The 24,116-nt window shown below is 66.1% G+C and carries 22 protein-coding genes and 1 pseudogene; 12 read left to right on the top strand and 11 right to left on the bottom strand.

Translation table 11 applies throughout. The features are described 5' to 3' along the window. Window positions 1-12 precede the first annotated feature (12 nt). The 7 genes from minC (at window position 13) to AC1D2L_RS11745 (ending at window position 6,783) form a co-directional block, all read left to right on the top strand. Window positions 13-765 (top strand): septum site-determining protein MinC, encoded by a 753-nt coding sequence (gene minC, locus AC1D2L_RS11775; protein WP_476846053.1) that lies wholly within the window; start codon window positions 13-15, stop codon window positions 763-765. 32 nt (window positions 766-797) lie between these two features. Beyond that, entirely contained in the window at window positions 798-1,613 is an 816-nt protein-coding gene (gene minD, locus AC1D2L_RS11770; RefSeq protein ID WP_476846052.1) for a septum site-determining protein MinD, read from the top strand. Beyond that, window positions 1,610-1,873 (top strand): cell division topological specificity factor MinE, encoded by a 264-nt coding sequence (minE, locus tag AC1D2L_RS11765; RefSeq protein WP_476846051.1) that lies wholly within the window; start codon window positions 1,610-1,612, stop codon window positions 1,871-1,873. The genes minD and minE overlap by 4 nt, the downstream gene beginning before the upstream one ends. A gap of 206 nt (window positions 1,874-2,079) precedes the next feature. After that, window positions 2,080-3,234 carry an ABC transporter substrate-binding protein gene (locus AC1D2L_RS11760; RefSeq protein ID WP_476846050.1) on the top strand — a complete coding sequence of 385 codons (1,155 nt, stop codon included), beginning with the start codon at window positions 2,080-2,082 and terminating at the stop codon, window positions 3,232-3,234. A 180-nt stretch (window positions 3,235-3,414) separates the two neighbouring features. Then, window positions 3,415-4,290, top strand: a complete 876-nt coding sequence (locus tag AC1D2L_RS11755; RefSeq protein WP_476846049.1) for a branched-chain amino acid ABC transporter permease — start codon at window positions 3,415-3,417, stop codon at window positions 4,288-4,290. Continuing rightward, complete coding sequence (locus AC1D2L_RS11750) at window positions 4,287-6,065, top strand: branched-chain amino acid ABC transporter ATP-binding protein/permease (protein ID WP_476846048.1); 1,779 nt, start codon at window positions 4,287-4,289, stop codon at window positions 6,063-6,065. Before AC1D2L_RS11755 ends, AC1D2L_RS11750 begins: the two co-directional genes overlap by 4 nt. After that, complete coding sequence (locus tag AC1D2L_RS11745) at window positions 6,052-6,783, top strand: ABC transporter ATP-binding protein (protein ID WP_476846047.1); 732 nt, start codon at window positions 6,052-6,054, stop codon at window positions 6,781-6,783. Before AC1D2L_RS11750 ends, AC1D2L_RS11745 begins: the two co-directional genes overlap by 14 nt. 27 nt (window positions 6,784-6,810) lie before the next feature. Here AC1D2L_RS11745 and AC1D2L_RS11740 read toward each other — a convergent pair. The 5 genes and pseudogenes from AC1D2L_RS11740 to AC1D2L_RS11720 form a co-directional block, all read right to left on the bottom strand. After that, window positions 6,811-8,450 (bottom strand): annotated as a pseudogene (locus AC1D2L_RS11740) (Na+/H+ antiporter). 182 nt (window positions 8,451-8,632) lie between these two features. Next, window positions 8,633-9,436 (bottom strand): ABC transporter permease, encoded by an 804-nt coding sequence (locus AC1D2L_RS11735; protein ID WP_476846268.1) that lies wholly within the window; start codon window positions 9,434-9,436, stop codon window positions 8,633-8,635. Between the two features lie 8 nt (window positions 9,437-9,444). Continuing rightward, window positions 9,445-10,281 carry an ABC transporter permease gene (locus AC1D2L_RS11730; RefSeq protein WP_476846046.1) on the bottom strand — a complete coding sequence of 279 codons (837 nt, stop codon included), beginning with the start codon at window positions 10,279-10,281 and terminating at the stop codon, window positions 9,445-9,447. Between the two features lie 163 nt (window positions 10,282-10,444). Further along, window positions 10,445-11,575 (bottom strand): ABC transporter substrate-binding protein, encoded by a 1,131-nt coding sequence (locus AC1D2L_RS11725; RefSeq protein WP_476846045.1) that lies wholly within the window; start codon window positions 11,573-11,575, stop codon window positions 10,445-10,447. Between the two features lie 13 nt (window positions 11,576-11,588). Continuing rightward, the gene (locus AC1D2L_RS11720; protein ID WP_476846044.1) at window positions 11,589-12,701 is read right to left on the bottom strand and encodes an ABC transporter ATP-binding protein; all 1,113 of its coding nucleotides are present in this window, start codon (window positions 12,699-12,701) and stop codon (window positions 11,589-11,591) included. Window positions 12,702-12,820: 119 nt separating this feature from the next. Here AC1D2L_RS11720 and AC1D2L_RS11715 point away from each other — a divergent pair, with 119 nt between their 5' ends. Further along, complete coding sequence (locus AC1D2L_RS11715) at window positions 12,821-13,333, top strand: 2'-5' RNA ligase family protein (RefSeq protein ID WP_476846043.1); 513 nt, start codon at window positions 12,821-12,823, stop codon at window positions 13,331-13,333. 4 nt (window positions 13,334-13,337) lie between these two features. On the opposite strand, the gene AC1D2L_RS11710 is transcribed toward AC1D2L_RS11715, so the two are convergent. From AC1D2L_RS11710 to AC1D2L_RS11685, 6 genes are read right to left on the bottom strand one after another with little or no spacing between them, the layout of a single operon-like run. Then, window positions 13,338-13,922, bottom strand: a complete 585-nt coding sequence (locus tag AC1D2L_RS11710; protein WP_476846042.1) for an NUDIX domain-containing protein — start codon at window positions 13,920-13,922, stop codon at window positions 13,338-13,340. Further along, window positions 13,919-14,722 (bottom strand): 5-deoxy-glucuronate isomerase, encoded by an 804-nt coding sequence (gene iolB / locus AC1D2L_RS11705; RefSeq protein WP_476846041.1) that lies wholly within the window; start codon window positions 14,720-14,722, stop codon window positions 13,919-13,921. Before iolB ends, AC1D2L_RS11710 begins: the two co-directional genes overlap by 4 nt. Window positions 14,723-14,735: 13 nt before the next feature. After that, a complete protein-coding gene (iolE, locus tag AC1D2L_RS11700; protein WP_476846040.1) occupies window positions 14,736-15,635 on the bottom strand; it encodes a myo-inosose-2 dehydratase in 900 nt (299 codons plus the stop codon). Window positions 15,636-15,647: 12 nt separating this feature from the next. Further along, window positions 15,648-17,489, bottom strand: a complete 1,842-nt coding sequence (gene iolD, locus AC1D2L_RS11695) for a 3D-(3,5/4)-trihydroxycyclohexane-1,2-dione acylhydrolase (decyclizing) (protein ID WP_476846039.1) — start codon at window positions 17,487-17,489, stop codon at window positions 15,648-15,650. A gap of 11 nt (window positions 17,490-17,500) precedes the next feature. Then, a complete protein-coding gene (locus tag AC1D2L_RS11690) occupies window positions 17,501-19,402 on the bottom strand; it encodes a bifunctional 5-dehydro-2-deoxygluconokinase/5-dehydro-2-deoxyphosphogluconate aldolase (RefSeq protein ID WP_476846038.1) in 1,902 nt (633 codons plus the stop codon). Next, window positions 19,395-20,243, bottom strand: coding sequence for a MurR/RpiR family transcriptional regulator (locus tag AC1D2L_RS11685; RefSeq protein WP_476846037.1), 849 nt, complete (start codon window positions 20,241-20,243; stop codon window positions 19,395-19,397). The genes AC1D2L_RS11690 and AC1D2L_RS11685 overlap by 8 nt, the downstream gene beginning before the upstream one ends. Before the next feature lie 124 nt (window positions 20,244-20,367). On the opposite strand from AC1D2L_RS11685, the gene AC1D2L_RS11680 reads away from it, so the two are divergent. From AC1D2L_RS11680 to AC1D2L_RS11665, 4 genes are all read left to right on the top strand, one after another. After that, window positions 20,368-21,168 (top strand): SDR family oxidoreductase, encoded by an 801-nt coding sequence (locus tag AC1D2L_RS11680; RefSeq protein ID WP_476846036.1) that lies wholly within the window; start codon window positions 20,368-20,370, stop codon window positions 21,166-21,168. A 34-nt stretch (window positions 21,169-21,202) separates the two neighbouring features. Next, window positions 21,203-22,201: an inositol 2-dehydrogenase gene (gene iolG / locus AC1D2L_RS11675; RefSeq protein ID WP_476846267.1), complete on the top strand. Its 999-nt coding sequence runs from the start codon at window positions 21,203-21,205 to the stop codon at window positions 22,199-22,201. Further along, on the top strand, window positions 22,198-22,980 hold the full coding sequence (locus AC1D2L_RS11670; protein ID WP_476846035.1) for an inositol monophosphatase family protein: 783 nt from the start codon (window positions 22,198-22,200) through the stop codon (window positions 22,978-22,980). The genes iolG and AC1D2L_RS11670 overlap by 4 nt, the downstream gene beginning before the upstream one ends. 92 nt (window positions 22,981-23,072) lie before the next feature. Then, entirely contained in the window at window positions 23,073-24,104 is a 1,032-nt protein-coding gene (locus AC1D2L_RS11665; protein ID WP_476846034.1) for an ABC transporter substrate-binding protein, read from the top strand. Window positions 24,105-24,116 lie beyond the last annotated feature (12 nt).

Here is a 24,116-nt window from a genome sequence, read left to right as displayed (position 1 = left end):
AAATTTACCAAGATGACCGCTGTGTTAACCAAACCCAGGCCGATCCGCCTCAAGGGGCGATCCTACCTTGCCTTGACCCTGACGCCCGAGTTTCCCATCGAGGACTGGCTGGTGCGGCTCGATGAACTCGCCGCGCTCTCGGCCGGATTCTTCCTGCGGCGGCCGGTGGTTCTCGATGTCGAGGGCATCGACATCGACCGCCCTCAGCTCCGCGAGCTCGTGAGCAAGCTGAACGCGCGCAATGTTCGCATCATGGGCATCGAAGGCGCCCGCGCATCCTTGCTCGGCGCCGATCTGCCGCCCGCCATGTCCGGTGGCCGCTCGACCGCCGACGTCGAGGCGCCGATCACTGACCCGGTGAAGGAGGTTGCGATCTCCGAGAACTCGGACAGCGCCGAGAGCATCGTCTGCGCCGAGCCGGCGCCGGCCAAGGCCACACCCTCGCTGGTCGTGACCCAGCCGATCCGCTCGGGCCAGTCGCTCTTCTTCCCGGATGGCGACGTGACCATCGTGGGGTCGGTTGCATCGGGCGCGGAGATCGTCGCCGGCGGTTCCATCCACGTCTACGGCACGCTGAGGGGCAGGGCGCTGGCCGGCACCATGGGCAACGCCACGGCGCGCATCTTCAGCAGCAAACTCGAAGCCGAACTCCTTGCCATCGACGGCTTCTACAAGACCGCCGAGGACATGGGCCCGGAACTGCGCGGCAAGGCCGCACAGATCTGGCTCGACGGCGAAACACTCAAAGTCGGATCACTCGCATGAGCACGGCGAGCCCACACACACAGGAGAGGTCAATGGGTAAGGTCATCGTGGTCACATCGGGCAAAGGCGGCGTCGGCAAGACGACGTCGTCCGCGGCACTGGGGGCTGCCCTCGCCAAGAGCGGCGACAAGGTCGTCGTCGTCGACTTCGACGTCGGCCTGCGCAACCTCGACCTCGTCATGGGGGCCGAGCGGCGGGTGGTCTATGACATCGTCAACGTGATCCAGGGTGAAGCCAAGCTCACCCAGGCGCTGATCCGCGACAAGCGCCTCGAGACGCTCTACCTGCTCCCGGCCTCGCAGACCCGCGACAAGGACAACCTCACGCCCGAGGGCGTCGAGAAGGTCGTCAATGCCCTGAAGGCGGTGTTCGACTGGGTGATCTGCGACAGCCCCGCCGGCATCGAGCGCGGCGCGACACTGGCCATGCGCCATGCCGACGTTGCGATCGTCGTGACCAATCCTGAAGTCTCCTCGGTGCGCGATTCCGACCGCATCATCGGTCTGCTCGATTCCAAGACGGTCAAGGCCGAGGCTGGCGAGCACATGGAAAAGCACCTGCTGCTCACCCGCTACGACCCCGTCCGGGCCGAGCGTGGCGACATGCTGAAGGTCGACGACGTCCTCGAGATCCTGTCAATTCCGCTGCTCGGCATCATCCCCGAAAGCACGGATGTGCTGCGCGCCTCCAATCTCGGCTCGCCGGTGACGCTGGCCGATGATCGCAGCGCGCCGTCGATCGCCTATTTCGAGGCAGCCCGCCGCCTGAAGGGCGAAACCCTGCCGATCATGATCCCCGGCGAGAAGCGGGGTTTCTTCGGCAAGATCTTCGGAAGGAAAGCGGCATGAATCTGCTCCGCCTCTTTTCCCGACCTCAGACTGCCCCCGCCGCGCGTGAACGGTTGAAGGTTCTGCTCGCTCACGAGCGCGCGAGCGTGGGTGATTCCGACCTGGTCTCGAAGCTGCGCGACGAGATCCTGCGCGCGATCTCCAAGCACATGCAGATCGACGACGAGAAGGTCAGCGTCAAGATGGAGCGCGGTGTCCAGGTCTCGACCCTGATCGTCGATATCGAGATCCCGTTCGACGCAACCAAGAAGGCGGCCTGAGGGCCGCTTTTTTTCCGGGCCGGCGGCGGGGTGACCCGCCCTCGGCAACAGCCGCGAGTCGAGCTTCCGCAGCAGGGTGCAAAGTATTTGATGTATCCATGTTAGCCCGCCGGCTTCGTCTAAAGGATTAGGCGTCAACCGGCATAGACGAATGTACCATTCTCCAAGAGGCCGGACGGAAAGATCCGGTTCCAGGGAGAATGACCATGCTATTGACCCGCCGCGGCTTCACAACCGCGATTGCTGGAACAGTCGCTGCTCCAGCCCTCATCCGCAGCGCCTGGGCGCAAGGTGCAACGATCAAGATCGGCATGGTGATGCCGATGACAGGTGCAGCCGCGGAATCCGGCTCATTCGCCCAGAGCGGAGCCAGGATCGCACTCGAACAGGTCAACAAGGCCGGGGGCGTCCTCGGCAAACCCCTGGAACTCGTCTTCGAGGACGACCAGACCACCAATCCTGGCGCTGTCCTTGCCTTCTCGAAGCTCGCGAGCGAGCCGTCGATCGTCGCATTCCTGGGGTCGATCCGCTCGACGCAGATGCACGCCATGGCGCCCGACATGCTGAAGGCCGGCAAGCCGGTCGGGTTTGGCGGGACCGACCCCAACCTGACCAAGCTCAACAATCCCTGGCTGTTCCGCTTCCGGCCCAATGACTCCTATTCGGGCAAGGTCATCGCGCAGTACGGCACCAAGGAACTCGGCAAGAAGAAGTGGGCGATCGTCCACTCGACCGACGCCTTCGGCACCGCTGGCGCGAAGGCGCTCACCGACGCCCTTCCCGATAACGGCGCGACGGTCGCCCTCGACCAGGGCTATGCCAACCAGAGCCAGGACTTCACACCGGTCGTTCTGGCCGTGCGACAGTCGGGCGCCGACATTCTGGGCACCTACTTCACCTTCGAGACCGATCTCGGCATTTTCGCGAGGCAGCTGCGCCAGCTCGGGGTCAACATCCCGTGGGTGGGATCGCCGTCGATCGTAAACGTCTCGGCGCTGAAGCTCGCCGGCCCGGCGCTCTACAACACCTTCGGCGTGGCCGACTATGCGGAGGATTCCAGCGAGGCCTCGAAGGCCTTCGGAAAGGCCTATCGCGATGTCCGCAAGGTCGCGCCGGACAACCAGTCTTCCTGGACCTATGACGCCGTCACCTGCCTGGCGCTGGCGATGAACAAGGCCGGCTCTACCGAACCCGCCAAGGTACGCGACGCCATGCTGGCGATCCGCGGGCACAAGGGCGCCGAGGGCGAGTACAACTTCGACAAGAACGGCGACGGGCTGCACGGCTACAACATCGTGAAGAACGAGAAGGGCGATATCAAGTTCGACAAGCGGATCGACTTCACGCCCAATCTCGGCTGAGCCGCTTCGATCTCCGCGCCCGACCGGCCGCTCCGGCGGACGGCGGCGTCCGCAACAGGGCTGCTCACGCCAGCACTCGCCGGCATGAGCGGCTGCGATATCCCGGCTCACTCCTTCGGGCGGTCGACAAGGTTCGTCGCCCGAAGGTCCGATCAGGCTTCACGCAAGCGCGGTAGGTAGATGGATCTCGTACTCCAACTTCTGTTCACCGGAATCGGGATCGGCTCGGTCTATGCGCTCGTCGCGCTCGGGTTCGTGCTGATCTTCCGGGCGACCAATGTCGTGAACTTCGCCCAGGGCGAATTCTCGATGCTGGCGGCCTTCCTGATGGTTGTCTTCTCGGTCAAGATCGGCTTGCCCTACTGGCTGGCCTTCGTCGTCGCGCTGGCCGGGATGGCGCTGCTGGGGGCGGTCTTCAACCTCACGGTCTATTATCCGCTGCGGCACCGGACCTACCTGCCGGTCATCATCTCGACCATCGGTGCCTCGATCTTCCTCGCCAACACCACCCTGGCGATCCACGGGCCCGAGCCGGAGGTGCTTTCGGGCTGGTTCGAGACGCCGGGATTCCTGATCGGGCCGGTCTATCTCGACAGCCAGTATCTCCTGATCATCGCCGTGACCGCGGTTCTCGTCGGTCTGCAGTACTGGTTCTTCGAGCATACGCTGCTCGGCAAGAAGCTGCAGGCGACTTCGCAGGATAAGGAGATGGCCTCGCTGCTGGGCATCCCCGTCGCGGTGATGATCATGGTCACCTTCGTCTATTCGGCGGTGATCGGCGGCATCGCGGGGATACTGGTCGCGCCGGTGCTGTTCGTCTCCATCGGAATGGGCGCGGCGATCGCCCTGAAGGCTTTCGCTGCGACGATCATCGGCGGCTTCGGTGACGTCACCGGCGCCATCATCGGCGGCCTGGCGCTCGGCGTGATCGAGACGTTCGGCGCCGCTTATATCTCGGTTCCCTACAAGGATGGGTTCGCCTTCCTGGTGCTGATCGCGTTCCTGGTCTTCCGGCCACAGGGCATCTTCGGCGAGCGCGTGGCGGAGAAGGCATGAGCACCTCCGCCGAAACGACGACCGAGGCTCCGCGTCCGCGCCTGAGCTGGGGTGTTCCCGCCTATGTCGCCCTCGTTCTGGTCGCGATCGCCTTTGCGATCCTGGTGCCCAAGACCGGCTATGTCTTCAACATCTCGCTCCAGGCGACGACGTATGCGATCGCGGTGCTCGGGCTGACGATCGTGCTCGGCCTGTGCGGCCAGATCAATCTGGCGCAGGCGGCGTTCTTCGGGCTGGGAGCCTATGCGGTCGGCATCGGGCAGACAGAGCACGGGCTGAACTTCTGGCTCTGTCTGCTGATCGGCACCGCCATGGCGGGCGTCTTCGGCGGGATTTTAGGTGCCTCGACGCTGCGGCTGGGCGGTCACTACCTCGCCATGGTGACGATCTCCTTCCAGCAGATTGTCACCCTCGTGCTGATCAACTGGATCCCTGTGACCAAGGGGCCGGATGGCGTGCGCGCGATTCCACGGCCCGCGATGTTCGCGGATGGATCGAACTATCTCGCGCTTTGCATCGCGGTGCTGGGCGCCCTCGGCTATCTCGTATGGTCGCTGCGAGACACACGGCTCGGCCGCGCGATGCGGGCGGTGCGAGACAATGAACTGGCCGCCGGCGTCGCCGGCATCGACGTCTACCGCACGAAGGTCACCGCCTTCGTGCTGTCCTCGGTCCTGGGCGGAATCGGCGGCGGGCTGTTTGCCGGCGGCTTTGCCTATGTCAGCCCGGATCAGTTCTCTTTTGCGGAATCCGTGGTGTTCCTGACCATGGTGCTGCTGGGCGGCGTGGCCTCGCCGATCGGCGCTGTCATCGGGACGGGCCTGCTGATCCTGATCCCGGAATGGCTGCGCTTCCTGAAGAGCATTCCGGGGCTCTATCTCGCAATCTACGGCGCGGCCGTGATCCTGATCGTGGTGTTCATGCCGGATGGGATCTGGGGCTATCTGCGTGGCCAGCTGGACCGTTTCAAGCGTCCCTCCGCGCGCGGGGCGACTGGCGATGCGCTGCAGCTGTCGGGCGGCGGCGCGGGAGCCGAAATCGTACTGGAGGTGCGCCAGCTCTCGAAGCATTTCGGCGGCCTCAAGGCGGTGGACGAAGTCGACCTGGAGATCCGGCGCGGCGGCGTGCACGCGCTGATCGGCCCGAACGGCTCCGGCAAGACGACCACGCTCAATGTACTGTCGGGGCTCTACAAGGCGACGGCCGGCACCATCGTGCTCAACGGGCAGGACATCACCAACCTGCCGGCCCACGCCCGGACCAAGGCCGGTCTCGGCCGCACCTTCCAGAACATCCGCCTCTGGCGCTCGATGACGGCGCTGGAGAACGTGATGGTCGGGGCAGAGCGGCCCGGCAGCGAGATCGGCAATTCGCCGACAGCCGTCGTGGCGCGGGCCCGCGCGGCGCTCGCCTTCGTCGACCTCGAACATCGCGCAGACGAGGTCGTGTCCGGCTTCTCCTACGGACATCAGCGGGCGGTCGAGATCGCCCGTGCGCTCGCCGGCGACCCGGCGCTGCTCCTGCTCGACGAGCCTGGGGCCGGCCTGAATTCCTCCGAAAAGGTCGAGTTGCGTAACCTGCTGAAGCGCATCTCGGCCCGTGGCCTCACGATCCTGATCATCGACCACGACATGACGCTGGTGAGCGAGGTCGCACAGCACATCACGGTGCTGAACTTTGGCCGCCGCATCGCCGACGGCTACTCGGCAGACGTGCTGAAACATCCCGACGTGATCGCCGCATACCTTGGAACGGCTCCCGATGTCGCTGCTTGAACTGAAATCAGTCGTCGTCCGCTACGGCGAGGTCGAGGCCGTCGATGGTGTCTCGCTCGTCGTCGAGGCCGGGGAGGTCGTCACCCTGCTGGGCTCGAACGGCGCCGGCAAATCGACAACGCTGCGCGCTATATCGGGGCTGGCGAAGCCCGTCTCCGGCGACATCCTGTTCGAGGGACAGTCGATCGTAGGCCTGAAGCCCGAGGAGATCGTCTGTCGCGGCATTGCCCATGTTCCCGAGGGGCGCCGTGTCTTCCCCGGTCTCAGCGTGCGCGAAAACATCATGCTGGGTGCGTCCAACCGGCGTGGCCTCAAGACCTCGCAGATCAGGCGCGAGGCGGACGAGATGTTCGACCTCTTTCCCGATATCCGGCGTTTTGCCGACGCCCTCGGCTGGACCCTGTCGGGCGGGCAGCAGCAGATGGTGGCCGTGGCACGGGGCCTGATGGCGAAGCCACGCATCCTGCTTCTCGACGAGCCCTCTCTGGGCCTCGCGCCGGTCATCGTCCAGGCGGTGTTCGCGATCATCGCGGAGATCAGGCGGCGGGGCACGACGGTGCTGCTGGTGGAGCAGAACGCCCGCATGGGTCTCTCGGTCGCCGATCGTGGCTATGTGCTGGAGACCGGCAAGCTCGTGCTGTCCGGGGACCCGACCCAGCTCTGGTCTAACGAGGAGATCCGCGCAGCATATCTCGGCGGTCGCACGGCTGCCGCCTGAGCCGGGCCGCTGCTGTCGCGGACTACTCTATGCCGGAGTGAACCGCGCTTCGAGCAGGTCAACCTCGCGTACCAGCCTGCGGCCGACATCGTCGGAGATCTGCTTCGAGCGAACGTAGCGATAGATCTCCTCGCGCTCGGCCCTCAGGCCTGCCAGCCTCAATTCGCGTTCGATCTGGTCCATCGCCTTGACGAGATCGGCTTCGTCGCCGGTCTTCGAGCGGCCGTCGATGCGCTCGCGATAGAACTCCATGATGCGCGTTCCGATGTCGGCGTAGAGATCGGCGTCGCTGCGGCCCTTGCCCATCCGGTGCTGGGTGCTTTCGATCGCCTTGATGGCCGCCTCGGCAGCGGCGTTGCGCACACGATCTTCCTCGGCCTCATGGGACGGTTCCGGGGGAAGCTCCAGGTCCTTCAGGAGATAGGGCAGGGCGATGCTGGCCGCGAGCAGCGAGGTGATGATCACGCCAGCTGCGAGCAGGATCGCCAGGTCGCGCGCCGGAAAGGGCTGGCCGCTCGTCAAGGTCAGCGGCAAGGTCAGAACGCCTGCCAGCGTGATCGCCCCGCGCACACCCGCGAGAGAGGTCGCGGCGATCAGGCGCCAGCCCGGGACGAAGGGCATTTCTCCGCGCCGCGTCGCCCGAAACAGCGTGAACCGCATCGAGACCCAGACCCAGGCGAAGCGCATCGCAGCAAGGGCGAGGTTGATCGCGGCGATGTAGACGAGCAGCCAGATGGGATCGTGATGCCCGGTCTCGCGGACGACGCGGCTGCGCCTGAGACGATCTGCGGAAGCTGCTCGCCGAGCAGGACGAATATGACGCCATTGGCCGAGAACTGGATGGTGTCCCAGACGGCGCTGCGCCGGACACGCGTCACCGCCAGCGTATGCCCGCGCTGCTCGACATAGCTCATCGAGATTCCGGCTGCCACTGCCGCGAGAATGCCCGAGCAGTGCAGATGCTCGGCGAGGATATAGGCCCCGAACGGGATCAGGATGCTGATCAGGATATGCGAGCCGGTGTCTTCGCCCAGCCGCCGCGACACCCAGTATTTCAGGGCTGCGGTCGCCCAGGTGACGGCCACGCCAATCAAGATCCCGCCGATCGAAACCCAGAGAAACGTGCCAAAGGCGTCGACGAGCGAAAACGTCCCCGTCATGGCCGCCGCTACGGCGAAGCGCATGCAGACGAGGCCCGAGGCGTCGTTCAGAAGGCTCTCGCCTTCCAGGATGTGCATCAGGCGCTTTGGGATGGGCACGCGGGCGGCGATGGCGGAAACCGCGATGGGATCGGTCGGCGAGACGATCGCCGCCAAGGCGAAAGCCACCGCGATCGGCATGGACGGGATCATCCAGTGAATGAAGAAGCCGACGCCCACTACCGTCAGCACGACCAGCCCCAGCGCCATCTCGAGGATGGTTCCCTTGTCGCGAAACAGGCCTTCCTTGGGGATGCGCCAGCCATCGAGGAAGAGCAGGGGCGGCAGGAACAGCAGGAAGAAGATCTCGGGGTTGAGCTCGATGCTCACTGTAGCAAAGAGGCCAATGATCGCGCCCAGGACGATCTGCACGAGCGGTATCGGCAGCGGTACCGGCGAAAGCCTGACCAGCATGCCGCTGACCACTACCGCCAGCAGCATCGTCAGGACGATCACGATCGTATCCACGAGGTTTCCTATCTCGAATCGGTCAGGCAGGGCGCTAGCCACCGCTATAGCGCAGTCGCGGCCGCATTCTGACCGCGACCGCGTAATGCGTCGACCCACGCGAGGCTGACGTTACGTCCGCCAAAGCCCCCGGCGGACGGAGAGCGCGTGAAGGATCCTCGCCTGGCGAGCGGCAGCGTGGACTACGCCCCGACCTTCGCCAGCACATCGGCGCGCAGGAAGCGTTCGATGAAGAGCATGAACAGGACAGAGGGGACCAGCAGGATGAGCGCCGTTATCGACGCGACCTGGTAGTTGCCGCCCATCGCCGCGTTGTAGAGCAGCAGCGGCAGCGTGGTGACCTGCGGCACGCCGACGAAGAAGGTGCCGGTGAACTCGTCCAGCGATTCCAGGAAGACGAAGATGCCGCTGGCGATAATGCCGGGCGCAGCCAGCGGCAGTGTCACCGTGAAGAAGGTGCGCAGGCCCGAGGCTCCGATATTGCGCGCGGCCAGCTCCAGATCCTTGTCGACGGCGGCGAAGGCGGCGGCTGCGATCCACACAGAGAACACCAGCCCGTGCGTGGCGTGCACCAGCACGACGCCAAAAACCGTGCCGTTGATGCCGAGATTGTAAAAGATGCGGGCGACGTTGATGTAGATCGCGACCGATGGAAACGCCTGCGGCAGCAGGAACATGATCATGAACAGCGCGCGCATCGGCAGTTTCAGCCGCGCCAGCGCGTAGCCCGCCGGGACCGAGAGTGCGAGCGCCAGGACGACGGTCAGGACCGCAATCCAGACCGAGGTTCCCAGCGAAGCCATGGCGTCGCCGGTCGGGCGAAAAACCTGTTCCCAATAGCGGGTGCCGTAGGTGACTGGCAGCTTGTAGGGCGTGTACCAGCGCTCGGCCACCGACCACAGCGCCAGATTGGCGAGCGGGCCGATCAGGACGAAGGCGAAGGCTGCCAGCACCACTCCCGCCAGCGAGGCGCGCAGCATCGACATGGCGCGGATCACGGCGCGTTCTCCTTGGCCATGCCGTGCCTGAGGTAGAGGATCGCGGCTCCCGCGCTGATCAGATAGGTGATGACGCCCAGTGCATTGGCGGTGGCGTAATCGCCATAAGCGTTGATGCGGAACGCCATGTCGACGGTCAGCATGGTCGGCTGCGAGCCCGACACCATCATCGGCACCGACAGCACCGAGAGCATCGTGACGAAGGAGAGGACGAGCGCGACCAGCAGCGTCGGCAGCACCTGCGGCAGCGCTAACTCCAGTAGCACCCGCAGCCGCGACGCGCCGAGATTGCGGCCGGCCTCGAGAGTCGCCCGGTCGATGGAGGCGAGCGCACCTGCAAGAAGCAGCGCGACGAAGGGCGTCTGCTTCCAGACGAAGGTGATGATGATGCCGCGCCAATCAAGGTAGCTGACGGCCTGGAGCGGCTCCATCAGGCCCAGCGAGACGAAGCTGTTGTTCATCAGCCCGTTCTTGGCGAGGAAGGTGCGCATGCACTGCGCGGCCACGATGAAGGGGATGAACAGTGGCCAGCGATAGAGCAGGCGCAGGGTGCCGACGATCCAGGGGTTTTCGCCGAGCGTCAGGGTGCCTGCGATGGCGATGGCGGCCAGTGCCGTGAGGAGGCAGGAGGTCACCACGATAACGATCGTGAAGAGGATGTCGCCGGAATAGAGCTCAAACGCCTTCTCGAAGGCCTGGAGCGAAAAGCCTCCCTGAGGCCCGGTGAAGGCGGAGATGATAGAGAAGCAGAGCGGATACAGGAATAATGCCGCAACGAGCGCCAGACCGGGTGCGATCAGCAGCAAGGCGAGCTGGCGTTGGGAGAGAGACATTCGGACCTGCGTCTTCGAAGTTACCCGGTGTCAGCCGGGAGGTAGCGAGGCGGAGATCCGGGATCCATCCTGGAATGGTTCAGGCATGGATCGCGTATCGGCGTCGCTGAAGCGACTTGTCCGGGATGACGGCGCATCCGTCATCCCGGACATCGGTCATCGATCAGTTCGAGACCTTCTTCTCGTAGCCTTCGAGGATGTCGTTGAAGTAGGGCGCGATCGGGAAGGGCTTGCCGTTCTTGGCGAGCTCGGCCGGGGTGACATCGGTGAAGAGCTTGTCCCAGGCCGCCTTGTCGAGCTTGCCTTCGAGGTTCTTGGCGTCGATGCCCGGATACCAGTTGAATTTCTTGACGATGCCGTCAGCCTGGACCTGCGGGCTGGTGGCGAGCGCGATGAACTCCTCGGCCAGCTTCTTCTGCGCCGATTTGGCAGCGACGGCGTAGTACATCGGCTGGCCCGGCATGCCAGGCGAGACTAGCTTGAGCTTCATGTTCGGCGGCAGCTTTCCGTCGGCCTGCCAGGAATAGAACATGTCGACCCAGACCGGCCCGATGGCGATCTCGCCACGGTTCAGCATGTCGAGCGTGCCGGCGTTGCCGGGGGTGATCACGGCGTTCTTGTTGAAGTCCTTGAGCCCGGCGAAAGCGCTGTCCCAACTGGTCTTGGTGGTGGCGTCGTAGGGACCCTTGATCAGCTTGTCGGCGTCGCCGCCGAAGGCATAGACCCAGCCTGCGACGAAGGAGACGCCAGACATGCCGCCCTTGATGCCGTTGTAGCCGAACTGCTTGGGGTTCTTCTTGGCCCAGTCCGCCAACTCGGTGAAGGTGGCGGGTGGTGTCTTGACCATGTCGGCATTGTAGGCGAGCGCGGTCTGCGACTGGAACATGGGTATTACGAAGCCGGAAACATCGGTGCCCAGCGCGTTGGAGGCGGCTTCGCTGGTCGCGAGCTTCGCGGTCGCGACATTGCCCGTGTACTTGTCGAGCAGGCCCTCCTTGACCATCTGGCCCGCGGCCTTCTGGTGGATGACGAGGACGTCGAAATCGGTGGTCGCGGCGCCCTTCTGGGCGTCGAGCTTCTCATAGATCTTCTGTGAGCCGGCATCGCCGGGGCCGGTACCGACCGAGACGACCTTCACGCCCGGATGGCTCTTCTCGAACATCGGGCCGAGATAGTCCTTGACGTAGTCGACCATGTTCTGGTCGCCCGCCGAGGCGACGTTGATGGTCTGGGCGGTGACCGGTGACGCTGCGATCAGGGCAGCGAGGGAGCAGGCAATCGAGAGTATGCGCATGGGACTGGCTCCTTCAGGCGGCGATGGCGGCCTCGGCCGCCGGGAAGATGTGAAGTCGTTGCAGGGGAATGCGCAGGCCAACCGTCGCGCCGGGCTCATGCCGCGAGGCGTCGTCGACCGTGATCTGCCGGCCTGCCGCCTCGATGCGATAGCGATAGAGACCGCCGGGATAGCTGCGCGCGGCAATGCGGCCGGGCACGATGAGATCTCCCTGCGCGACGGCATCGGGCGCGTCGAGGCTGGCGACATCGTCGCGGAAATAGGCGACGGCCTCGCCTGCCGGCAGCGACGTGGCGTAATTGTCCGGAAGCCGGGCAAACGCCGTGCCCGCGCTGATCGCGGTTCCGTTCCCGGAGCGTGCGACATGCACCGGCATCACGTTCTCGGCGCCCATGAAATTGGCGACGAAGGCGCTCGCCGGCCTGTCATAGACCTCCTCGGGCGTGCCGACCTGCGCGACGCGCCCCGCCTGCATGATCACGAGCCGGTCGGCCATCGTCATCGCTTCCTCGCGATCATGCGTGACGTGGATCGCGGTGACGCCGAGCCGCTGCTGGATCGCGCGGATCTCGTGCCGCATCGTCATGCGGATCTTGGCGTCGAGATTGGAGAGCGGTTCGTCGAGGAGGAGGATGCCGGGGTCGATCGCGAGCGCCCGGCCGAGCGCCACGCGCTGGCGCTGCCCGCCCGAGAGCGCCGTGACCTTGCGGTCCTCGTAGCCGGTGAGACCCAGCATCGCGAGCAGCGACGACACCTTGCCGGTGATCTCGCTCCGCGAGGCGCCACGCAGCTTCAGCCCGTAGCCGATATTCTGCAGCACGGTCATGTGCGGCCAGAGCGCATAGGACTGGAACACCATCGCCATGCCACGCTTTTCCGGCGGCAGCAGCGCGACGTCACGATTTCCGACCATGATCGAGCCGGATTTGACCGCGACGAAGCCGCAGAGCGAGCGCAGAAGCGTAGTCTTGCCGCAGCCGGAGGAGCCAAGGAGCGCGGTGAAGGTGCCGGGCTCGAAATCAAGGCTAACACCGTGCAGCACCGGCGTGCCGCCATAGGCGACATGCAGATCGCGCACCTTGATGGCCGCGCCGACGCACGGCACGCCTTGCGTTCCCGCCTCCACGATCCGTCCCCTCCATGCCGGTCTTGTTTTGCAAGAATGGAATTGTTCTTCCATTCCGTGATCGGCTTGGAATAAACATAACGTTCCGTAGCGCGCTCTTGCAACAGATTTGTGAACCTATGACGACGGATGTGCGATCGATCTGGCTGATGCCGGAAGAGGAGGATGCGGCGTTTCTCTCGGCTCAGGTCCGGGTGCTGGCGGAGCGCTACGGAACCCCGGTTTTTACGCCTCACCTGACGCTGCGGGGCGATACGCCCATGGCTGCGGAGCGGCTGGCCGGGATGTGCGAGCAAGCCGCTAGCGAGGTGCCTGCCTTCGCACTGCCGATCAGCGGGATCGAGACCACTGCTGCCTATTTCAGGGCGTTCTATGCGCGCTTTCAGCTGGCGCCGGCACTCGTCGCCCTGAAGAGACGTCTGGACCCCGAGGAGGAGGGGGCGTTCGTGCCGCACATTTCCCTGCTTTACGGGGATCTCACGGAGGACGCGAAGGCGCCCGCTGCGGTCGAGCACAGCCCGGGGCTCGCGGCTCGGTCGATCTCATTCGACCGGATCTGCGTGGTGAGGTCCGGACAGGACATCCCGATCGAGGACTGGTCCATCATCTCGACCGCATATCTGCGCGGCTGAGGCGTCAGACCAGCCGCTTCAGGCGCAGCAGCCCGAATGCGGCAACCGTCGCGGCATCCCTGATCTCGCCATCCACGATCATCCGCTCGAACTCGGCCAGCGGGACGGTGGTCGTGATCATGTCCTGCTCCGTATGCTCGCGATCGGGCGCGCCGGGCTCGAGCTCCGTGGCGAGGAAAATCCGGTAGCTCTGCGTCATGGTGCCGTAGAGCGGATAGAGCAGGCCAGCCTCCTCCATCCGCCCGGCTAGCAGGCCGGTCTCCTCGGCGAGTTCGCCGCGCGCGACCTGGAGCGGGTCGGCGTCGGGCCTGCCTTCCCAGCCACCCTGGGGGAATTCCCACTGGCGGGAGCGGACGGGATATCGGAACTGCTGGACGAGGTGGACGAGGCCGTGATCGACCGGCGCGATGACTGCGAAATCCGCCTTCTCTACGACGCCGTAGATGCCCGTGCTGCCGTCCCGCAGCCGGATCTCGTCTTCCCGCACACGCATCCAGGCATTCCGGTAGACGATGCGGCTCGAAAGCGTAGAGATGTCGTCGCCGCCATCATCGACACCGTGCCCGGGCTTGCGCGGCGCCTGGGTCATGGCGTGAGCATCCACGCATGCGCGGGGTCGTTGTGGAACTTCCAGACCCGCTTGGGGCCTGCCATGACATTGAGATAATACAGGTCGTAGCCATGCGGCGCGCCGACTGGATGATAGCCGCGAGGCACGAGCACGACATCGCCATTCTCGAAGGCGAAGGTTTCGTCGAGCGAGCGGTCGTCTGTGTAGACACGCTGGAAGCCGAAGCCCTGTGGCGGGTTCAGTCGGTGGTAGTAGGTCTCCTCGAGCTGGGATTCGGCCGGCAGGCGATCCACGTCATGCTTGTGCGGCGGGTAGCTCGACCAGGACCCGGCCGGGGTCACGACCTCCACCACCAGAAGCCCGTCGGCCGCTTCGGTCTCGGGCAGGATGTTGCGGACGTGGCGGGTGTTGCTGCTCTGGCCGCGCGTCAGGCAGCCGACATCGGCCGGTGCGATCAGGCGGGCAGGGCGCGCGCCCGATACGCCGGGAGCCGAGCAAACTGCTACCTCGCACACGCCCTGCGCCGTGAGTGTCCACTGCGCTCCCGCCGGGACATAGACCGACCAGGGATCGGGCTCGAAGGGCGAGGCCCGCCCGCCGATGATGCCGAAATCCTGTCCGCCGGCGGATGCGGCAACCTTGCCCGACAGCACGACCAGGCAGTGTTCCCGGTCCCCCGTTTCGCGAGCAAGGCGTTGGCCGTCGGCAAGGCGATGCACGGCGAAGCCGACATGGCCCCAGCCGGCGCTCTGCGGCGTCACGTCATGGATTCGCCCGTCGTCATCGGGGGCGCTCGGCTTCACCAACAGCTTCGACATCGCAATACGGGGCTCAGGCGAGCCCCGCCTCCTTCAGGCTATGCTTGAGATGGGCCACGCCCTTCTTGGCGTAGGTCAGCGGATGAGCCTTCTCGGGGTCCTGCTCGGCTTCGACCACGACCCAGCCGGAATAGCCCGGCAGCTCGCGGAAGACGCTCGTGTAGTCGACCATGCCATCGCCCGGCACCGTATAGACGCCGAGATCGGCGCCCTTGCCGAGTACGGCATCGAGAAAGCTCCAATCCTCGCGGCGCGCCTGCTCCATGACAGAGCGGCGTACATCCTTGGCGTGAACGTGGCTGATCCGGGCGCGATAGCGCCGCGCGAGCGCGGCCGGGTCGGCGCCGCCCCAGGTGGCGTGGCCCGTGTCGAGCAGGAGATGGGCGGCCTCGCCGGTCGCTGCCATGAAGGCGTCGATATCGGCCTGCGTCTCGACGATGGTGCCGATGTGGTGGTGGTAGACCAGTCGTACGCCTTCGGCGAGCGTCCGCTCGGCCACCTGCGTGATCCGCCGACCGAACTGCGCCCAGTCGCCGGCCTTCATCACCGGCCGCTGGGAGAGCGGCTTGCTGCGGTCGCCATGGATCGCATTGGAGGTCTCAGCGAAGATCAGGACATTCGAGCCCATCGCCTTGAGCAGATCGAGATGCGGGCGGAGATGCCGCATCTCGTCCTCGGCATCGCGCAGCAGGAGTTCGGCAGAGTACCAGCCCGATATGCAGGCCATGCCGAACGGCCCCAAGGCCGCCTTCAGGGCCTCGGGCTCGCGCGGAAACTTGTGGCCGAGTTCCATGCCCTCGAAGCCAGCCTCGCGGGCCTCGGCGAGACAGGTTTCGAGAGGCGTCGCGCCGCCGATGTCCTGGAGGTCGTCATTCGACCAGCTGATGGGGTTGGCGCCGATGCGGATGGGCATGTCGTCCTCGTCTCAGTTGTCACGGCGCGCGAGCGCCTCGTCATAGCTGCGCCGGGCCGCCTTGACCTCGTCGCGTCCCGACACCTCCGGCACGGCGACCTCCCACCAATGCCCGCCGGCATCTGTGGAGGGCATCGGGTCGGTGTCGATCACGATGACGCTGATGCGCGTGTTGGCACGGCTTTCGGCCAGCGCCGTCTCCAGCTCCGCGAGACCTGCGACCTTACGCGCGATCGCGCCCATCGAGGCAGCGTGGGCCGCGAAATCGATCTCCGGCAGGACCTCGTGGCGGGTGTCGCGCAGCAGGTTGTTGAAGGGCGCGCCGCCCGTAGCGCTCTGCAGGCGGTTGATGCAGCCGAAGCCGCGATTGTCGAGCAGCACGATCGTCAGCTTCACGCCCAGCATCACCGAGGTCGCGATCTCGGAGTTCATCATCAGGTAGGAGCCGTCCCCGACCATGACGATGATCTCGCGCGCGGGGTCGGCGAGCTTGGCGCCGAGTCCGCCGGCGATCTCGTAGCCCATGCAGGAGAAGCCGTATTCCATGTGGTAGCCCCCGGCCGCGCCCGCCTGCCAGAGCTTGTGAAGCTCACCGGGAAGTCCGCCGGCCGCGCAGAGCACGACGTCGCTCGGGCGGCTCTGGCGCTGAACGGCGCCGATGACCTGGGCGTCGCTGGGCAGGGGCTCGTTGCCGGGCGCGGTATAGCGGGCCGCTGTGGCGAGCCAGTTCGTGCGGCTGGCCTGCGTCTGGGTGCTCCAGCCCGCAGGCGCCTTCCAGCCGGCAAGCCCGTCCAACAGCACGGCCAGCCCGGCCCGGGCATCGGCGACGAGCGGCTGCGCGCGATGCTTGCCGGCGTCGAATGCCTGCGCATTGAGACCGATGATCCGGCAGGCAGGGTCGGCGAAGAGCGCGCGCGAGCCGGTGGTGAAATCCTGCAGCCGCGTGCCGACTGCCAGCACAACATCGGCCTGCCGAGCGGCATCATTGGCAGCGGCGGTGCCGGTAACGCCGATGGCGCCGAGATTGAGGTCGAGCTCGTGCGGGAGGGCGCTCTTGCCGGCCTGCGTCTCGACGGCGGGAATCCCGTGAGCCGCACAGAACGCGGCCAGCTCCGTCTCCGCCTCGCTGTAGAGCACGCCGCCGCCGGCAACCACCAGCGGGCGCTTGGCCTGTTTCAGCAACGCGATCGCGCCCTGCAGCTCCAGTTCGTCGGGGCGGGAGCGACGTGGCTGCCAGAGGCGCTCCGCGAAAAAGCTCTCGGGATAATCATAGGCTTCGGTCTGCACATCCTGGCAGAGCGCGAGCGTCACCGGGCCGCACGCTGCGGGGTCGGTCAGGACCTGCATGGCCCGCTCGAAGGCTGGCACCAACTGCTCGGGCCGGGTGATGCGATCGAAGTAGCGCGACACCGGCCGGAAGCAGTCATTGGCCGAGATGGTGCCGTCCCCGAAATCCTCGATCTGCTGGAGAACCGGGTCGGGTCGCCGCCCGGCGAAGACATCGCCCGGGAGCAGCAGTACGGGCAGGCGGTTGACATGCGCCACCGCCGCCGCGGTGACCATGTTGGTCGCGCCCGGGCCGATCGAACTCGTCACCGCCATCATCCGCCGTCGCCGCGAGGCCTTGGCAAAAGCGATCGCGGCATGCGCCATGGCCTGCTCGTTATGGGCGCGCAAGGTCGGCAGCCGGTCGCGCACGGCGTACAGCGCCTCGCCGAGGCCGGCGACGTTGCCGTGGCCGAAGATCGCCCATACGCCGGCGAAGAGCGGCTCTTCGCGTCCGCCGATGACGGTCTTCTGCGCGGACATCGCGGCGACGAGCGCCTGCGCCATGGTGAGGCGGATGGTTGCCATCTTGGGTCTCCTCAGCCCTGCCGCCAGGCGTCGACCAGCCGGCCGAAGCGCTCGGCCATGGCTGCGGTCGCGGCCTCGTCGTCGATCCTCCCGGCGAGCCAGTCGCGGGCCGCGTCGCCGAAGATCGAGCGGCCCACAGCAAAGCCCTTCACGTTCCTGGCCCGTTGCGCCAGCCGGAACGCATCCTCCAGCTCCGGCAACGGCGCGTCGAGGCCGAGCAACACGACACCCCGGCAATAGGGGTCGTTGTCTGCGATCGCTGCGTCGACGGCGGCCCAGGCCGCGGTGCTCGGCTGGGCTTCGAGCTTCCACCAGTCGGGCTTGATGCCGAGCGCATAGAGCCGTCGCATGACGCGCGCCATGGTGTCGTCGCCCACGGGGCCGTGCTTCGAGCAGATGATCTCCACCAGCAGTTCGCGCCCGACCTGGCGGCAAGCCAGAGCCACGCGCAGCAACGTCGCCTCCTGCGCAACCTTCAGCGCGTCGTCATCGCCGGGATGATAGAAGCACAGGCATTTCACCACATGGTCGACGGGCCATTCGTTGAGTGCGGCGCCGAGCGAGCCGTTGGCATCGGTCTCCAGCGCGAGCGGGCGCGAGCCCGGGACCTCGAGCGGACGCGCAACCCAGAAGCCGTGGTCGCCGGCCCTGAACAGGGCCTCGCGACCGTGCCGTCCATCGAGCAGCATGCCGAAGCCGGGAGCGCCTTGCGCAACGCGCGCGGTGGCTTCCACGGCCAGCCGCTTGAAGGCCGCGATGCGGCCCTGCGGGACGCCGGCATCCTTGGCCATCGCCTCGATCTGCGCGCGATGGTCGATGGCGAGCGCCATCAGCGTGGCGGATTGCGGCCGCCGTGTGGTCGCCCAGTGAATGTGGTTGATGTCGGCGTCCTGCCGCAGCGCGCGGTGCGGCGAGCCGTGCTCCAGGAAATACTGGAGCTCGGGGAAGGTCGGGCTTTCGGGCGAGCAGAGCAGCCGCGAGACAGCGAAGGCGCCGCAGGCGTTGGCCCAGGCGCAGCAGGTCTCGGTCGGCTCGTCGCGCAGCCAGCCGCGCAGGAAGCCGGACATGAAGGCGTCGCCCGCGCCAAGCACATTATAGACCTCGACCGGGAAGCCTGGTCCCTTGATGCCGTCCTCCAGCGAGGCGGGGATCGCGCCCGGGAAGACCACGCAGCCCATCGGCCCGCGCTTGCAGACGATGGTCGCAGCGCTCAGCGCCCGGATGTTGCGGATCGCGGCGAGCGTGTCCTCGCTGCCGCCGGCAGCATGAAGTTCTTCCTCGGTGCCGACCACGAGATCGCAATCGGGTAGGATGGCCTGGAGGTGGCCAGTCACGGTTTCGGAGCGGATGTAGCGCTCCTCGCCAGCGGCATGTCCGGCGAGCCCCCACAGGTTCGGGCGGTAGTCGACGTCGAACACGACCTTTCGACCATGCTTGCGCGCCAGTGCGATTGCCTTGCGCTGGGCTTGGGCCGCATTTGGAATGGCGAAATGCGTACCCGTGACGACCACCGCCCGGGCCGATGCGATGAAGTCCTCGTCGATCTCGCTCTCGTCGAGCGCGGCATCGGCACAGTCGGTCCGGTAGAAGATCAGCGGAAATGTCTTCTCGTCGCGCACGCCCAGGATGACGAGCGATGTCAGGCGCTTCGGGTCGATGATGACGCCCGAGGTGTCGACGCCCTCACGCTGCAACTGCTCTAGGATGAAGCGACCCATCTGCTCGTCGCCGACCCGGGTGATGACGGCCGATCTGAGGCCGAGCCGTGCGGTGCCGATCGCGATGTTGGTGGGGCAGCCGCCGACGGCCTTCGAGAAGCTCGCCATGTCCTCGAGCCGGCCGCCGATCTGCTCGCCGTAAAGATCGACCGAGGAGCGGCCGATCGAAACAAGGTCCAGCGTCGGTTCAGCCATTGCTCTCGACTTTCTCGGCGGTGCCCACGGCCAACGTCATGGCAAGGGCGAAGGTGGCGGCCATGGAGCGGAAGGCGCCGTAGTCGGCCTCCCGCACCTCGAGCCACAGGCGGCAGTTCTGGGCGAGCGGACTGAGCGGTCCGTCGGTGAGGGCGATCACGGGCACGCCGCGCTGATGGGCCTCGGCGGCGATGTCGATGGTCGCCGGGGTGTAGGGCGCGCAACTGACGGCGAGGAGGACATCGCCGGGGCGAGCGACCGAGGCCTGTTCGGGCCCAAGTCCGGCAATCTGGTCCACCAGGATGGCGCGGATGCCGAGTTTTCCGAAGGCATAGGCCAGGTACGAAGCGACCGGAAACATTCGGCGGGACCCGACCAGGATGATGCTCTGGGCCCTGGCGAGCATGCCAGTGGCGCGGTCGATATCCGCATGGTCGATGCCGGTTTCGAGCTGCGAAAGCGATTGGCGGCTTGCCGCGACGAAGCCGTCGAGCAGGACGCGCGCCATGTCGGGACCGGCCGCGCCGCCTTCCCGCAAGGTCTCGATCCGCTCGCGATAATCGGGAAACTGCTGGCGCAGGCGGGAGCGGAACAGCTGCTGGAGTTCACTGAAGCCGGAGAAGTCTAGCGCCTGGGCGAAGCGCACGAGAGTGGATGCCTGGACGCCCGCCTGCTCCGCCAGCTGAGCGGCGGTGTGAAGGGCCATGTCGTCGGGGTGCGACAAGGCGAAATCGGCGACCTGTCGCAGTCGCTTGGGCAGCGCCTCCGCCCGCTCGCGCAGCCGCGCGACGAAGGCCTCATAGTCGGACCTGACCTGCTGCTGGGGCGACACGAGGGACATGTGGTGCAGCGTTCTCCGCCTTGATGGACCAGCCTTGACTTGGCGGCGCAGAGAATGGAATGTTTGTTCCATTAGTCAAGAAGAACAAAATGAATGTGCCGTTTCGGCCCGGGAGCGAAACGATTTGCCCCAGACGGATCACTATAGCCGCGACCTCGATGGCAAGGTCGCCGTCGTCACCGGCGCGACGCAGGGCCTGGGCGAGGCGATTGCGCATGAGCTTGCAGCCCGGGGCCTCGCAGGGCTCATCCTGACGGGACGGAGCAGCGAGCGCGGCGAAGCTGTCGCTGCGGCGCTCTCGAAGCAAGGATGTCGCGCGATATTTCACGGCGCCGACCTCGCCGATCTCGAATCCGTGCGCAGCATCGTTCCGGCGGCCGAGCGGGCATTCGGGCGGCTCGACATCCTCGTCAACGCCGCCGGCGACACCGATCGCGGCACGATATTCGACACGACGCCAGAGCTCTACGCCCGGATCATGGCGGTGAACGTGACCGCGCCATTCTTCCTGATCCAGGACGCAGCGACACTGATGCGGCGGCTCGGAATCGCCGGCGCGGTGGTCAACATCCAGTCCATGTCGGCTCATGGCGGCCAGCCTTTCCTGGCGGCGTACAGCGTCTCCAAAGGCGCCCTGGCCACGCTGACGCGCAATGCCGCCTATGGCCTTCTGGCAGACCGCATCCGCGTCAACGGCCTGAACATCGGCTGGATGGCGACGCCGGGCGAGGACGCGATCATGCGGCTGCGCCACGGCGCGCAGGATGGCTGGCTCGAACAGGCCGGAAAGTCCCAGCCCTTCGGCCGGCTCGTCGACCCGCGCGAGGTGGCCAAGGCGGTCGCCTATCTAGCCTCGAGCGAATCCGGCCTGATGACCGGCACGAACATCGATTTCGACCAGACCATTCTCGGCGCCCATGACTGACGCCCCGGGACGAACGACGGACATAGGGATGACGATGCGAATTGGACTTCTCGGCGCCGGCAGGATCGGGCGCATCCACGGCCTGAACGTGGCGGCGCGCCCCGATGCGCGGCTCGTCGCCGTGGCCGACGCCTCCGCCGAGGCCGCGGCCTCGCTGGCGCAGGCGACAGGGGCGAAGACAGCCAGCGCCGAAGCCATCCTGGGCGATGCCGGCATCGACGCCGTGCTGATCTGTACGCCAACTGACACACATGCGGATTTGATCGAGGCGGCCGTTTCCGCCGGCAAGGCGGTGTTCTGCGAGAAGCCCGTCGATCTAGATGCGGCCCGCATCCGTCGCTGCCTCAAGGTCGTGGCCAAGGCTGGAAAGCCTTTGATGATCGGCTTCAACCGACGGTTCGACCCGAATTTTGCGGCGCTCGAAAAGCGGTTGCGGCAGGGGGATGCCGGCGCGATCGAGATCGTCAACGTGATCTCGCGCGATCCCGGCCCGCCTCCCGTCGACTATGTCAGGCGCTCGGGCGGCCTGTTCCGCGACATGATGATCCACGACTTCGACATGGTGCGCTTCCTCCTGGCCGAGGAGCCGATCGAGGTGTTCGCACTCGGTTCCGCTCTGGTGGACAAGGCGATCGGCGAGGCCGGAGATGTCGATACTGCGGCCGTGCTGATGAAGACCGCGAGCGGGCGGATTGCGCAGATCTCCAATTCTCGCCGCGCAACCTATGGCTACGACCAGCGCATCGAGGTGCATGGCTCGAAGGGGATGCTGCGCGCCGGCAACATCCACGAGACCACCGTCGAGATCGCGACCGGCGACGGTTTCCGAGCCGATCCGGTCCAGAATTTCTTCCTCGAGCGCTACGCCGCGGCCTATCGCGCCGAACTGGACGCCTTCGTCGCTACGTGCGCGGGCAAAGCCGCACCGTCGCCGAGTGGCCTTGATGGCCTGCGCGCACAGATGCTGGCTGACGCTGCGACCGAATCCGCCCGCACGGGCAAGCCTGTCGCGATCGAGGCCGTCGGCTCATGACGCCCGCCGAACTCGAACTCAGGCGCCATGCCGCCATCTCCCTCGCTGCCGAGGCCGGGCGCCTGGCGATGGACTATTTCGGCAAGGAAGACCGCCTCGGCGTCACCATGAAGGGCGCGCAGGACTGGCTGACCGTGGCCGACGGTGCCGTCGAGGCGTTCCTGCGCGAACGGCTGACCGCGCTGTTTCCGGGCGATGCCGTGATCGGCGAGGAGGCCGGTGGTTCGGCCGGCGAAGCGCTCTGGATCCTCGACCCCATCGACGGCACCGCAAATTTCGCGCGCGGCGACCGCAACTGGTGCATCTCCATCGGCTTCCTGGTGAAGCGCGTGCCGACGATCGGGGTCGTCCTTGCGCCGGCGCTGGACGAGCTCTACGTCGCCCAGCGCGGGCAGGGCGCGACGCTGAACGGCCGGCCGATCAAGGTGTCGGGCGGGGCGGACCTCAAGCGCGCCAGCGTGGAGCTCGGCTGGTCGACCCGCATTCCCGTCGACCGCTATCTCGCCATCCTCGAGCGTTGTTACGCGGAAGGGTGCGCGGTGAAGCGTGGCGGGTCGGGCACGCTTGGGCTCTGCCATGTCGCGAACGGTCGCACCGACGCCTATGCGGAGCTTCACATCAACGCGTGGGATGTCGCGGCGGGCATTGTCATCGCCGGGGAGGCGGGTGCGACGATCAACGATTTCTTCGCCGGGGACGGGATCAGCAAGGGCAATCCGATCCTCTGCGCGACACCCGCGCTGGCCGCGAGGCTCGGCGAGATCACAGGGGTCTCTTAGCCAGCAAGATAAGTGTTGCCCAGAGGCAGGGCCCGTTTCACAGTCGACGACAACGTTGAAGAACGCAAAGTTCTCATTCCAGGGAGAGAGGCATGAAGTTGAGATCCATGTTCGGCGCCGGCGCACTTGCCGCTGCCGCAGCGTTCGTGTCGGCGCCGGTCTCCGCCCAGGGTTCGCTCGTGATGTATTGCGGCGTCCAGGAGGAATGGTGCCGCGCCATGTCGACCGCCTTCGAGAAGGAGACCGGCATCAAGGTCGCGATGACGCGCAAGTCCGCGGGGGAGGTCTATGCCCAGGTCAAGGCGGAGGCATCCAATCCGCGCGGCGACATCTGGTGGGGCGGTACTGGCGACCCGCATCTGCAGGCGGCCGAGGAAGGGCTGACGCTCGAATACGAGTCGCCCGTCAACAAGGACCTGCAGGACTGGTCCCTCTCGCAATGGAAGGCCGCCCAGAAGCGCTCGATAGGGATCTATGCCGGCGCGCTGGGCTTCGGATTCAACACCCAGCAGATCAAGTCGAAGGGGCTGGCCGAGCCGAAATGCTGGGCCGACCTGCTCGACGCCAAACTGAAGGACGATGTCCAGGTCGCCGATCCCAATTCGTCGGGCACGGCCTATACGCTGCTGGCAACGGTGGTCCAATTGATGGGAGAGGATAAGGGCTTCGAGTACCTCAAGGCCCTGCACAAGAACATCAGCCAGTACACAAAGTCCGGCGCTGCGCCGGCCAAGGCGGCGAGCCTCGGCGAGACCGCGGTGGGCATCGTCTTCATCCATGACGCCGTCGTCTTCGCCGTGCAGGGCGACCCGATCAAGCCCGTCGCGCCCTGCGAGGGCACCGGCTACGAGATCGGCTCGATGTCGATCATCAAGGGAGCGCGCAATCTCGACAACGCCAGGAAGTTCTACGACTGGGCCCTGACGCCCGCGGCGCAGGCGCTGGGAGCGCCGGCCAAATCCTATCAGGTGCCGTCCAACAAGAACTCGCCCGTGCCGCCGCAGGCGCCGAAGATGTCAGAGGTGAAGCTTATAAACTACGACTTCGTCAAATATGGTTCCTCGGCCGAGCGCACCCGCCTGCTGACCAAATGGGACAAGGAGATCAAGGCGTTGCCGAAGTAGGAGCGGCCCGGC

It is taken from the genome of Allobosea sp. P1_B10, assembly GCF_056406735.1.
This window is presented reverse-complemented; position numbering and strand designations above follow the sequence as displayed.